General features: G+C 36.8%; 9 protein-coding genes, 3 tRNA genes, 1 pseudogene and 1 other annotated feature. Of the genes and pseudogenes, 7 read left to right on the top strand and 6 right to left on the bottom strand.

Annotation, left to right across the window (positions count from 1 at the left end; translation table 11 throughout):
• Positions 1-102 precede the first annotated feature (102 nt).
• Entirely contained in the window at positions 103-861 is a 759-nt protein-coding gene (locus L6410_RS10995) for a ParB/RepB/Spo0J family partition protein (protein ID WP_024404574.1), read from the bottom strand.
• 62 nt (positions 862-923) lie between these two features.
• Positions 924-2,105: a S1C family serine protease gene (locus tag L6410_RS10990; RefSeq protein WP_237395534.1), complete on the bottom strand. Its 1,182-nt coding sequence runs from the start codon at positions 2,103-2,105 to the stop codon at positions 924-926.
• A 192-nt stretch (positions 2,106-2,297) separates the two neighbouring features.
• Between L6410_RS10990 and rlmH the strand changes: the two genes are divergently transcribed.
• Entirely contained in the window at positions 2,298-2,777 is a 480-nt protein-coding gene (gene rlmH, locus L6410_RS10985) for a 23S rRNA (pseudouridine(1915)-N(3))-methyltransferase RlmH (protein WP_160864073.1), read from the top strand.
• Between the two features lie 27 nt (positions 2,778-2,804).
• Positions 2,805-3,467, top strand: a complete 663-nt coding sequence (locus tag L6410_RS10980) for a YoaK family protein (protein WP_237395533.1) — start codon at positions 2,805-2,807, stop codon at positions 3,465-3,467.
• 15 nt (positions 3,468-3,482) lie between these two features.
• Here the strand turns inward: L6410_RS10980 and L6410_RS10975 are convergent.
• Positions 3,483-3,556: transfer RNA gene (locus tag L6410_RS10975), tRNA-Arg, on the bottom strand.
• Positions 3,557-3,676: 120 nt separating this feature from the next.
• On the opposite strand from L6410_RS10975, the gene L6410_RS10970 reads away from it, so the two are divergent.
• From L6410_RS10970 to tnpA, 3 genes and pseudogenes are all read left to right on the top strand, one after another.
• Positions 3,677-3,748 (top strand) — tRNA-Glu (locus tag L6410_RS10970).
• A gap of 5 nt (positions 3,749-3,753) precedes the next feature.
• Positions 3,754-3,826, top strand: a tRNA-Asn gene (locus L6410_RS10965).
• A 193-nt stretch (positions 3,827-4,019) separates the two neighbouring features.
• A pseudogene (gene tnpA, locus L6410_RS10960) lies at positions 4,020-4,484 on the top strand (IS200/IS605-like element ISSsu4 family transposase).
• A gap of 169 nt (positions 4,485-4,653) precedes the next feature.
• Here tnpA and L6410_RS10955 read toward each other — a convergent pair.
• The 3 genes from L6410_RS10955 to L6410_RS10945 all read right to left on the bottom strand — a co-directional run bounded on the left by L6410_RS10955 (position 4,654) and on the right by L6410_RS10945 (position 9,829).
• Positions 4,654-7,233, bottom strand: a complete 2,580-nt coding sequence (locus tag L6410_RS10955) for a YfhO family protein (protein WP_237395532.1) — start codon at positions 7,231-7,233, stop codon at positions 4,654-4,656.
• Between the two features lie 36 nt (positions 7,234-7,269).
• Positions 7,270-8,892, bottom strand: coding sequence for an ABC-F family ATP-binding cassette domain-containing protein (locus L6410_RS10950; RefSeq protein ID WP_024391642.1), 1,623 nt, complete (start codon positions 8,890-8,892; stop codon positions 7,270-7,272).
• 64 nt (positions 8,893-8,956) lie between these two features.
• Entirely contained in the window at positions 8,957-9,829 is an 873-nt protein-coding gene (locus tag L6410_RS10945; RefSeq protein WP_024404121.1) for a YitT family protein, read from the bottom strand.
• A gap of 93 nt (positions 9,830-9,922) precedes the next feature.
• Positions 9,923-10,129 (top strand) — a binding site (T-box leader).
• Positions 10,130-10,175: 46 nt separating this feature from the next.
• On the opposite strand from L6410_RS10945, the gene trpS reads away from it, so the two are divergent.
• The gene (gene trpS, locus L6410_RS10940) at positions 10,176-11,201 is read left to right on the top strand and encodes a tryptophan--tRNA ligase (protein WP_172055302.1); all 1,026 of its coding nucleotides are present in this window, start codon (positions 10,176-10,178) and stop codon (positions 11,199-11,201) included.
• Positions 11,202-11,431: 230 nt separating this feature from the next.
• A complete protein-coding gene (guaB, locus tag L6410_RS10935) occupies positions 11,432-12,913 on the top strand; it encodes an IMP dehydrogenase (RefSeq protein WP_014637236.1) in 1,482 nt (493 codons plus the stop codon).
• Positions 12,914-12,935 lie beyond the last annotated feature (22 nt).

Below are 12,935 nucleotides of genomic sequence, written 5' to 3'. Positions count from 1 at the left end.
TCCACAATATGTGAATAAATCAAATAAACAGTCTATACGAGTGAATTTCTTAAACATTTTCTTGTGGAAAACCTTGTATATAGAATAAAAATATGAACAATGCTATTTCAGACTGTTGATAATTCTTTCAAATTCTTCGATGTTTTGAAATTGAATAGTTAGTTGTCCCGATCCATTTTTCTTTTGTTGGATTGTTACCTTGGTTCCAAGTAGTTTTGCTAATTTCTCTTCTTCTTCTGCAACAAATTGGTCGGATTTTCTAATTGTTTTTTTCTTTTTAGAGGATAGTATTGTTTCTAACTGTCGTACGCTGATATCCTTTTCTTGGATTTTTTGAACCCATTCTGCTTGTTGTTTCTCTGATAGCGCTACTAGCTGTCTAGCATGCCCTTGTGTGATTTTTCCTGTTTCTACTGCTTGCCTCGTAGATTCGGATAAATGGAGTAAACGAAGAAGATTAGTGATATATGGTCGTGATTTTCCCATGATTTGGGCAATCTCATCATGTGTTAAGCCTTTTTCTATCAACTTTTCGTAGGAATGAGCCTCTTCAATAGGATTGAGGTCAGAGCGTTGTAAGTTTTCTATGATAGCTTGGTAGAGTAAATCATCATCAGATAGATGCTTGATGACTGCTGGAATCTCTGTTAATCCCGCTAGTTGACTAGCTCTTAATCGTCTTTCACCAGCAAGTAACTCAAAACCAATCAGCGGTGATCTGCGAACAATAATGGGTTGAATGACGCCATTTTCTTTGATAGATTGAGCTAATTCCAATAATTTTTCTTCATCAAAATGCAATCTTGGTTGATAGGGATTGGCCTGAATGTCTTTTATTTTGAGATAGTGTAGTTCTTCCATACGGTTATTCTAACAAAAATAAATAGACTTTACAATTGTGTAAAGTCTATTTAACCATTATCTTATGACAAATCATCCGTTGAATGTGTCAACTTAATGTCAACGGTCATTTTCTTATTATTTCTATAATAGGTAACAGTTATGGTGTCGCCAATTTGATGCTTGTAAAGTTCACTTTGTAAATCACTCTTATTTTCAATGGTTTCACCATCGATTTCGACAATGACATCATATGGTTCAAATTTTCCATCAGCTGGCAAACCTGATTGAGTAGATACAATTAGTACTCCAGATGTTAAGTCTGTATTTGCTAATCCTGCTTTTTCTAATTGACTAGTAGATAGGTCTGTTAGATTGACCATTTGTACACCAAGAGCTGGACGAGTAACTTTACCATTTGTTTCTAATTGATTAATAATCAGTACAGCATCATTTGATGGAATGGCAAAGCCCATTCCTTCTACTGCAACTCCTGAACTGCTGACAGAACTAGAGGTTATTTTACTTGAGTTGATACCAATAACTTGTCCTTGAATATTGATAAGTGGTCCACCTGAGTTACCCGGGTTAATGGCTGTATCAGTCTGGATAGCATTTGTTGAGATTGTTTGGCCATCTTCTGTTTGTGAAGTTACTGTACGACTGAGACTAGAAATAATCCCCTGAGTTACTGTATTTGCATAGACACTTCCTAATGGGCTACCAATTGCAATCGCAGTTTCTCCAACTTTAATTGTGTCTGAATTAGCAAATTCAGCAACAGTGGTCACTTTATCTGCAGCAATTTTGATAACAGCAATGTCTGAATAAGTATCTGCACCTACGAGTTCTCCGCTAAGCTTTTCTCCAGAAGCCAAAAGTATATCGATTTTTTCAGCACCTGAAATTACGTGGTTGTTTGTAACAATATATGCTGTATCACCATCTTTTTTATAAATAACACCTGAACCTTCTCCAGCAACAGCTAGCTCATCTGAACTTTCAATGTTGCCAAAAATAGAACTGAGGCTATTCGATGATTGAGTTTGATAATTGATAACGGAGACAACAGTATCTTGAACTTTTTCCACAGCTTGAGTGGTGGAGGTATCGTTGCTATATTGAACATTGCTCACACTGGTTGTATTTGCTTGATTTGAAGTAGAATTTCCTTGAGTCAGAGTTGATGAAGCAAAGTAATACCCACCAATTCCTCCTAAAAATCCAACAACAAACAAAATAACAAATTTCAATAATTTTTTCATTAAAGGATTCCTCCTAGTTTCCCAATTTCGCTTTAAGATTACAATTACTTTCTTAATTATAACTTAAAGTTTTCAAAAATCAATCCACAAGCTGTGGATAACTTTTACTAGTATGTGAATAACTATTGATTTATAGAGAATTTTTTATAATTAACTACTGAGAATAGCCTGTGGATATGTTACAATATTTTTATGAAAATAAAATTGATAACCGTTGGTAAACTGAAAGAAAAATATTTAAAAGATGGGATAAACGAATATGCAAAGAGGTTGGGAAGATTTGCGAAGCTTGAATTCATAGAACTACAAGATGAAAAAACACCAGACAATGCTAGTCAGGCAGAGAATGAACAAATTCTGAAAAAAGAGTCTGATCGCATCATGTCAAAAATCTCTGATCGAGCATTTGTCATTGTATTGGCGATTGAAGGAACCCAATTCCCTTCAGAGGAATTTAGTAAAAAATTAGATACTATTACGACTAGTGGCTATTCAGATATTACATTTGTTATTGGTGGAAGTTTGGGATTGGATTCTGTTGTTAAGAATAGGGCAAATTTATTGATGAGTTTTGGAAAATTGACCCTTCCACACCAATTAATGCGATTAGTATTGATAGAGCAAATTTATAGGGCTTTTATGATTCAGCAGGGAAGTCCTTACCATAAATAGTTTCATGTGAAACATAGGAGAGAAAGAGTGAGGAAATATAGAGTTTTTGAAGGACTTCGTATCGCAAGTTGTCTAACTTTTATAAGTGGTTATCTAAATGCTTTTACATATTTAACTCAAGGTGGTCGCTTTGCAGGTGTTCAATCAGGAAATGTTATTCTTTTAGCTAATCAATTGGGACAAGGGAATTTTACAAATACCATCCATTTTCTAATTCCTATTATCTTCTTTGTATGTGGGCAATTTTTTACCTATTTGGTGAAAAATTACTTTCTAAAAAGACACTATCCCTGGCATTTAGGTAGCAGTGTCATTATGTTATGTTTTGTATTAATTGCTGTTATACTGACACCGGTTATGTCTTCATTTTATACCATGGCTATCTTAGCTTTTGTAGCTTCTATACAAGTTGAAACATTTAGAACTTTAAGGGGTGTTCCATATGCAAATGTAATGATGACTGGTAATGTCAAAAATGCAGCCTTTATTTGGTTTAAAGGAATAATGGAAAAAAATAAGGAGTTAATAAAGACAGGACGAAATATATTTATAACCATAATTGGCTTTATGCTTGGGGTTATTTGTGCTACAATCTTGTCCAGAATGTTTCTTGAATATGCTTTGGTTGGGGTTATATTTCCTATGATGTATGTAACTTACAAATTATGGCAAGAAAAAAATCCCACCTAATCTGATGGGATAAAATGATTCCAGCAGGATTCGAACCTGCGACCGTTCGCTTAGAAGGCGAATGCTCTATCCAGCTGAGCTATGGAACCGCTAGTAACCATTTTATTTTACATTAAAGGGTTCAGTCTGTCAAGTTGATAAAAATAGTAAAAATATATTGACAAACGATTGGAGCTATATTATACTAAATATTGTTCTGTAGAATAAATGGTCCGTTGGTCAAGGGGTTAAGACACCGCCTTTTCACGGCGGTAACACGGGTTCGAATCCCGTACGGACTATTTTTTCCGCCATAGCTCAGTCGGTAGAGCGCATGACTGTTAATCATGATGTCACAGGTTCGAGCCCTGTTGGCGGAGTAAGAACGTGTAGGAAACCTTGAGAAATCAAGGTTTTTTTATTTTATGTGACTTTTAGTCCGTCACGCTCCGTAAGGTGCGTGACAAATAAACCACCCGCTATGCGGGTGCGCGACGAAGGTTATACCAAAAAAACTCCAAACGCGATACAATAAAGGTGTTCAAGCCTATTGTAAAGCGAAAGGAGAAAAATATGGCGCAAAAGGCACATAGTTTATCACATACAAAGTGGTTGTGTAAATACCACATTGTCTTCACCCCTAAGTATAGATGAAAAATTATCTATAATCAATATCGAAGTAGTCTTGGAGAGATATTTCGACGATTGTGTAGTTATAAAGGTGTTGAAATTATCGAAGGTCATCTGATGCCAGACCATGTTCACATGTTAGTCAGTATTCCTCCAAGGTTAAGTGTATCAAGTTTTATGGGCTATTTAAAAGGCAAGAGTGCTCTTATGATGTTTGATAAACACGCCAATCTCAAATATAAATTTGGCAATCGTCATTTCTGGGCAGAGGGATATTATGTAAGTACGGTTGGACTTAATGAAGCCACAATTAAGAAATATATACAAGAACAGGAAAAACATGATATAGCACTTGATAAGTTAAGTGTAAAAGAGTATGAAGATCCCTTTAGGGATAATGGCAAGTAGTACGAATGCCTCTTTAAGAGGCTAGTGACGAGTCAAAAGCAGTGAGGCTTGAACAAAGTGAAAGCCAGCGTCTTTAGGCGCTGGCTGGTGATGTGGGCTTATAGCCCTTGTTCAAACCACCCGTTTGACGGGTGGTCATGATTTTCTTAAATAGAAAAACCGAGAAGTATTATTTTTCTCGGTTTTTAAGATAATAAAATCGAAGAAACTGATAAGTACAAAATACGAAAATAGCCCCAAAAGAAATCAGTAAACCGACATAAAAACCTTGTGGAATAAAGGTTAAAACGAGTTTTGTTTGACCAGGTTCTACATTTACTTTCATAAAACCATTTTGAGCCTTTTGAATATCTACTGGCTTGCCATCAATGGTTGCACTCCATCCCTTATCAAAAGGAAGGGTTAATAGGATAGAAGCTTCTTTACTTGTTTCAAAATTTACTGTGACTCTATTACCATCTGCGCGTGTATCAATGTTTTTTTCTTGGAGTATAGATACTGCTTGTTGGAAAGCTAGTAAATCCAATCGATAAAATTGTGGCAAATCAAATGATACTTGGTTATTCTCAGGAAAATAGACTTCTATCTGAGCCACAGTATCGGTAGAGAAATTTCCAATATTGAAAAAGGAAAAAGCATTATCAATTGTAAACTCACTTGACTGATTGTTGACAGTGATAATAATTCTTTTTTGATTCTCATTTGAGAAAGTAATATTTGGTAAATTTAAATATACCTGACTATTTGCAGGAATTGTAACAGTGAAAGTAGCTTTTGCAGCATCCTCAGTTTCAACTTTATTGACAGTCATTTGATTGCCTAATTCAACTGTATTTTGTGATTCAATGTCTTTAAGTGAATAATAATATTTCTGTGATAACCCAGTCAATTGATTTAGGAAGTTTGTTTGGTTGTCAAGAGTTAAATTCGTAAACTTGACATCTTTGTAAACTCCATCCGTTAGAATAGCTAACCCTTGGCTAAAAGAATTTTCGTAGAGACTAATTGTATCAAGACTCTGGCTTAACGAAAAACCATACTTATTGGGATTGCTGGTTGCTAAGTTGTACTTTATTCCAAATAGACTATCAGCTATAATAGTATTATTTTGGTATCGAAGGTTTAGATTGGTACCATCAGATCGAAAACCAAGTTTATCCAATGCTGAGCTAGATGCTCTGTTCCTTATGGAAGAAAATTGAGAAATACCATTATAATTGAATTTCATACTGTCATTACCTGTTTGAGGCAAGAGACGCTCCATTCGATAAAACGAATCATTGCTCTCAGCTGTAGACTTTACAAGACTGTCAATTTCTGACAACTTTTCTTCATAGTTAGAACGACTAGGAAAATGCCACTCGTCCGATAAGCCTTGCACTTGATAATAAGTATGAATTCCGACTTCTAAGAGACTAAATATTACTATGGTGGAAGTTATCCATTTGTAGGATGACTTGTAGCCTAGGATAGCAATAAAAAGAATAAAGTATGCAATCAAAAATTCTAGTGTCAATAAGAAGTTGACATCCACTAGAAAGTCGTAATGATTTTTGAAAAAGTAAGTGGATAAAAATCCAATCAATAGAAATGAAATAACTAATGTGAAATGTTTTAAGTTAATTTGATCCAAACGCACAACAGTTTCAGCAGCTAGGTAGATGATACCTATTGAAAGAACCCATGCATAGCGATATAAAAACATATTCGGAGCATGCATTCCTTGCCAAAAAAGATTTAGTGGCTGCAAATAAAAACTTGAAATAATGAGTGTAAAGAATAGGCTGTAAGAGAGCTTTACAATTGGTTTGATACCTTTTAATGTGAAGAATAGCAAAGCTAGAATCAATGGGACTAAACCAACAGAAATCATAGGAATGGATCCAAATTTTGTCGTATCGAAACTACCTACTAAGTTTTTGGCAAAGAAGTCAAAGTACCAAGAATCTTCTGTTTTTAGGTTGACAATGCTTGTAAACGTTTCACCGTGAGTCTTCAAATCAAGGTAGGTTGGCAATAACATGAACATGCTACTTAATGCAGATAAGATTGACAACAGTGTAAAGTTTACAAATCTCTTCAATTTCTGCCCCTCTAACCAAGACAATTGTACGAGTGTCCAGATGATTAGAAAAATAGCAGTCATGTAACCGAAGTAATAGTTTTGTACAAATAAGCATGTCAGAGCTACATAGTAAATGATTTGTCCTTTTCCCGTTAATAATCGATGTAAACCAAGTAGAATGATTGGAAGAAGAATAAAAACGTCCAGCCAGTTATTAATTTCTAATTGACTAGTACTGAAACTCATTAGGGAAAAACTAGTAGAAAGCAGCAATGCCCACTCTTCTTTTAAATTTTGGTGAATGCCTTTTAAACTGACAAAAGTTGACAAACCTATCAAGCTAAACTTGACAATAGTGACAAGATAGAGTGCATCTGGCATAGACTGTAAATTGAAGAAAAAAACGATGGGAGATAGGAAAGAACCTAAATAATACGAAGACAATGCGTAGAAATTCAGGCCCAAACCGCTAGTAAATGTGTAAAATATTGAGCCATCTCCATGTAAAGCATTTCGCAATGTTTGATTAAATATAACATACTGATGGAAGCCATCACTTGCTAATATAGTTGTGTCACTTCCCCACCAGATTCCTTGAAATGCCAAGACAATAGAAATAATAGTTAGCGGGATAAGGAAAGATAAGAGGTAATAAATGGATGTTTTTGTAAATATTTTTTTCATAGATTTAAAAGAAAAGGCGAATAAATCGCCTTTTTATTATGCTTTCCAAAGTTCTTGTACTTTAGCTTGTACTTCAGCATTTTCCAAAAATTCATCATAAGTTTCGTCGATTCGGTCGATAACACCGTTTTTAGAAATGACGATGATATGGTTTGCTAAAGTTTGAATAAATTCGTGGTCATGGCTGGCAAAAATGATGGACTCTTTAAAAGCTTTCAAACCATCGTTCAGACTAGAAATTGACTCCAGGTCCAAGTGGTTGGTTGGATCATCTAATACCAAGACATTTGACTTGAGGAGCATGAGTTTTGACAACATCACGCGCACTTTTTCTCCCCCTGACAAGACATTTACAGGTTTGTTAACCTCATCTCCTGAGAAGAGCATACGCCCTAAGAAACCACGTAAGAAGGTATTGTCATCTTCTTCCTTGCTAGCAAAATTACGAAGCCAATCAAGGATTGATTCATTGGTATCAAAGTCTCGTGTATTGTCTTTTGGTAAATAGGATTGACTAGTAGTGACACCCCACTTGACAGTTCCTTCGTATTCGATATCTCCCATAAGTGCACGAATCAATGCTGTTGTTTGGATATCGTTTTGACCAATAAGGGCAGTCTTATCACCTGGACGTAAGATAAAGTTGATATTGTCAAGAATCGTTTCACCATCGATGACAACTTTTAAGTTCTCAACTGTCAAGAGGTCATTACCGATTTCACGTTCAGATTTGAAGTTGATGAATGGATACTTACGGCTTGAAGGAATAATTTCCTCCAACTCGATTTTATCCAGCATCTTTTTACGTGAAGTAGCTTGCTTAGACTTAGAAGCATTAGCAGAGAAACGAGCAACGAATTCTTGTAATTCTTTGATTTTTTCTTCTGCCTTTGCATTTCGATCTGCTTGTAAACGGGCAGCCAACTCACTTGATTGTTTCCAGAAGTCGTAGTTACCAACAAAAATCTTGATTTTACCGAAGTCAAGATCAGCCATATGTGTACATACTTTATTTAAGAAGTGACGGTCATGGGATACGACAATGACGGTATTTTCAAAATCAATGAGGAAGTCTTCCAACCAGTTGATGGATTGGATGTCTAAACCGTTGGTTGGCTCGTCTAAAAGAAGAACATCAGGTTTACCAAAAAGCGCCTTGGCTAAGAGAACTTTGACCTTTTCTCCATTGGTCAATTCGCTCATGTTTTGGTAGTGGAGGTCTTCTGAAATGTTGAGGTTTTGGAGCAATTGAGAAGCTTCACTTTCAGCTTCCCAGCCACCAAGTTCAGCAAATTCTCCTTCTAACTCGGCAGCTCGGACACCATCTTCATCAGAAAAATCTTCCTTCATGTAAATGGCATCTTTCTCTTTCATGATGCTATAAAGTTGGTCATTTCCCATGATAACGACGTCAATCACACGTTCATCTTCGTAGTCGAAATGGTTCTGACGAAGGACAGAAAGTCGTTCATCTGGACCAAGGGAAATATGGCCAGTTGTTGGTTCGATATCTCCTGCTAAGATTTTTAAAAATGTAGATTTTCCGGCACCATTAGCACCAATCAATCCATAGGTATTTCCTGCTGTAAACTTAATGTTGACATCATCGAATAATTTACGATCGCTGAAACGTAGCGACACATCTGATACTGTAAGCATAGTTTCTCCTATTTTTCTGTCTATTAGTTTTATTGTACTAGAAAGAACTTGAATTTTCAATGAATTACATTGGAATCAAAATATCTTCATTATACTGTTTGTGGTCTTTTTGAAGACTGAATCCACGTCCTTTAACTTGAGTTGCTGGCATGACAATTAGAAATGCTGTATCGTCTATTGCAAGAATATTTGTTTCAAGTTTTTGAATTTCTGGACGTGAAACGGTTGTCATCAGCATTCGTTGTTCTTTACCTGTAAACCCACCAACAACAGGAAATTCAGTAACACCTCGATCAACAACTGTTGTAATGTATTCTTTTATTTCTTCATGATATCTCGATATAATCATTACATTTCTAGAGGAATCAGCACCGGACATCATCAAGTTGACAATATAAGTGATGGTCATCAGTGCGAGGATGGAGTACATCACAGAATCAGGATCAAAAGCAATAAAACCTATAATAACGATTATTCCATCAATTATTCCCATTAAAATACCAATAGGAATCGGGGTTAATTTATTGAGTAATTGAGTAATAATTCCAGTACCGCCAGTTGAAGAATTTCCAAGAAAAACAAGACCAATCCCTATTCCAACAATTATACCACCAAATAGTGCTGCTAATAGCGGATCTTTAGTGAGTGTTGGAAGTGAGTCTGTGAGTTTAAGAAAAAATGGGTAAATATTAGAACCATATACGGTCTTCAAAAAGGTTCTTCTACCTAGAAAAACGTAACATGCAATAAGTAGGGGAATGTTAACGATAAATACAAAAGTGGCTGGATTTATTTCAAATAATTTGTTAATACTAATAGCCAGACCACTTATACCCCCGGAAGCGATGTTATTCGCTAAAAAGAGGCTGTTAAAGCCAACAGCCATGATAAAGGTACCAATGGTAACTAGAAAAAACTCTTTAAATCGTTGCATAATAAGCTCCACAAAAAATAATTCTATACTATTATCCATCATTCTCTTGGTAGCGTCAAGGCTTTACTGACCTTGACTTTCTAATTTTTTGCGGTTATAATAGGAATCAATCAGAAGAGTAGTAAGTGGATAATTTTTAGAGAGTTTGTGGTTGGTGTAAACAAACAAGAGTCGCTTATGAATGGACTGAGTGAATAGAATTTGAACAAATAAGGATTCGGCTAGCAGGCCTTATGTGCGAAAAGACATAAGCTTATTTAATGCTTATAAGTGAGGTGGCACCGTGTCCTTGACGCCCTCGCACAGTTTTCTGTGCGTGGGCTTTTATTATGTAAAAGGAGAATATTTTATGAGTAAACCGATTATCCTAACGGGAGACCGTCCGACAGGCAAATTACATATTGGACATTATGTAGGTTCGTTGAAAAATCGTGTTTTATTACAGGATGCAGGTCAACATGAACTTTTTGTCTTTTTAGCTGATCAACAGGCTTTGACAGACCATGCAAAGGAACCGGAAAAGATTGTTGAATCCGTTGGAAACGTAGCGCTAGATTATCTAGCGGCAGGACTTGATCCAGCTAAGACAACGATTTTCATTCAGAGTCAAATCCCTGAATTGGCAGAATTAACCATGTACTACATGAACTTGGTATCTGTTGCGCGTTTAGAGCGTAACCCAACAGTTAAAACAGAAATTGCTCAAAAAGGTTTTGGTGAAGGAATTCCTGCTGGCTTCTTGGTCTATCCTGTGTCTCAAGCAGCTGACATCACAGCCTTCAAGGCAAACTTTGTTCCAGTAGGAAATGACCAGAAACCTATGATTGAGCAGACTCGTGAACTTGTTCGTAGTTTTAATCATGCTTACCAAACAGATGTTTTGGTAGAGCCAGAAGGCATTTATCCTGAAAATGAGGCAGCAGGTCGTTTGCCAGGTTTGGACGGCAATGCCAAGATGTCTAAGTCACTTGGAAATGGTATCTATCTGGCAGATGACATGGCTACACTCAAAAAGAAAGTCATGTCCATGTACACTGATCCCAACCACATCCGTGTTGAAGACCCAGGTAAGATTGAAGGAAACATGGTTTTCCACTATCTTGACGTTTTTGGGCGCGAAGAAGATAAGGCTGAGATTGAGGCTATGAAGGAGCACTATCAACGTGGTGGTTTGGGTGATGTGAAGACCAAACGTTATTTACTGGACATTTTAGAGAGAGAATTAGGACCAATTCGTGAACGCCGTCTGGAGTTTGCACAGGATATGGGTCAGGTCTATGCAATGTTGGAAGCAGGGAGCCAAAAAGCTCGTCAAGTTGCTGCGACAACTCTTGATCAAGTGAAATCAGCTATGGGAATCAACTATTTTAAATAAGGTTAACAATGAAAGAGCAATGTTGAAAAAATGTTGCTTTTTTCATTTAAATCACAGAGAAGTAAAAAACAAACGTTCGATTTTTATAGATAAAACTGAATAGAATTTTCTGAATTTTTAGGATTAACAATATTAAAGCGAATAATGATTGACAAATGATTTCAAAATGTTATCATAATTAAAATACAAATAGCAATCAAGCTACACATAAATAAGAAAAGAGGAAGAAAATGTCAAACTGGGACACTAAATTTTTGAAAAAAGGCTTTACTTTTGATGACGTATTACTTATTCCGGCTGAAAGTCATGTTTTACCACATGATATTGATTTAAAAACACAATTAGCACCAAATTTGACCCTTAATCTTCCGATTATTTCTGCTGCCATGGACACTGTAACAGATAGCAAAATGGCTATCGCTATGGCACGTGCAGGTGGTTTGGGTGTCATCCATAAGAATATGTCTATCGCGGAGCAGGCTGATGAGGTGCGTAAGGTAAAACGTTCTGAAAATGGTGTCATTATCGATCCATTCTTCCTAACACCAGAGCACACCATTGCTGAGGCTGAGAAATTAATGGCAACTTATCGTATTTCAGGTGTGCCAATCGTTGAAACATTGGAAAATCGTAAATTGGTTGGCATTATTACCAACCGTGATATGCGTTTCATTTCTGACTATTCACAGCCAATTTCGACCAACATGACAAGCGATGCTTTGGTAACAGCGCCAGTTGGAACAGACCTTGCAACTGCTGAGGCTATTCTTCACAAGCATCGTATTGAAAAATTGCCATTGGTTGATGAAAATGGTCGTTTGTCAGGCTTGATTACTATCAAAGACATTGAGAAAGTCATTGAGTTCCCAAATGCAGCGAAGGATGAATTTGGTCGTCTCTTGGTTGCGGGTGCTGTTGGTGTTACATCTGATACTTTTGAACGTGCTGAGGCTCTCTTTGAAGCGGGTGCTGATGCGATTGTTATCGATACTGCTCATGGTCACTCAGCTGGTGTTCTTCGTAAGATTAAAGAAATCCGTGAACACTTCCCAACTCGTACCTTAATTGCCGGCAATATTGCCACAGCTGAGGGAGCTCGTGCTCTTTATGAAGCTGGTGTTGATGTTGTGAAGGTCGGTATTGGACCAGGTTCAATCTGTACAACACGTGTCATCGCAGGTGTTGGGGTACCACAAGTGACTGCTATCTATGATGCAGCTGGTGTTGCGCGTGAATATGGAAAAACCATTATTGCTGATGGTGGTATCAAGTATTCAGGTGACATTGTGAAGGCACTTGCAGCAGGTGGTCATGCCGTTATGCTGGGTTCTATGTTTGCAGGAACGGATGAAGCACCAGGTGAAACAGAAATCTTCCAAGGTCGTAAATTTAAGACTTACCGTGGTATGGGCTCTATCGCTGCCATGAAACAAGGTTCGAAAGACCGTTACTTCCAAGCATCTGTAAATGAAGCTAACAAACTTGTTCCAGAAGGAATTGAGGGACGTGTAGCCTATAAAGGATCTGTTGCAGATATGATATTCCAAATGGTTGGTGGACTTCGCTCAGGTATGGGCTATGTAGGTGCTGGCAACTTGACCGAATTGCATGAAAATGCTCAGTTTATCGAAATGTCAGGCGCTGGTTTGAAAGAAAGCCATCCACACGATGTTCAAATTACAAACGAAGCTCCAAACTATTCAGTACAGTAAACAAAAACAAGACCCTAGTTGA

It is taken from the genome of Streptococcus parasuis, from assembly GCF_021654455.1.
In the GTDB taxonomy this organism is placed as follows: domain Bacteria; phylum Bacillota; class Bacilli; order Lactobacillales; family Streptococcaceae; genus Streptococcus; species Streptococcus parasuis.
This window is presented reverse-complemented; position numbering and strand designations above follow the sequence as displayed.

Coding starts and splice junctions, on each gene's coding strand:
- L6410_RS10990 (WP_237395534.1), bottom strand. CDS start 2,105: ATGAAAAAATTATTGAAATTTGTTATTTTGTTTGTTGTTGGATTTTTA.
- guaB (WP_014637236.1), top strand. CDS start 11,432: ATGTCAAACTGGGACACTAAATTTTTGAAAAAAGGCTTTACTTTTGAT.
- L6410_RS10955 (WP_237395532.1), bottom strand. CDS start 7,233: ATGAAAAAAATATTTACAAAAACATCCATTTATTACCTCTTATCTTTC.
- rlmH (WP_160864073.1), top strand. CDS start 2,298: ATGAAAATAAAATTGATAACCGTTGGTAAACTGAAAGAAAAATATTTA.
- L6410_RS10995 (WP_024404574.1), bottom strand. CDS start 861: ATGGAAGAACTACACTATCTCAAAATAAAAGACATTCAGGCCAATCCC.
- L6410_RS10950 (WP_024391642.1), bottom strand. CDS start 8,892: ATGCTTACAGTATCAGATGTGTCGCTACGTTTCAGCGATCGTAAATTA.
- trpS (WP_172055302.1), top strand. CDS start 10,176: ATGAGTAAACCGATTATCCTAACGGGAGACCGTCCGACAGGCAAATTA.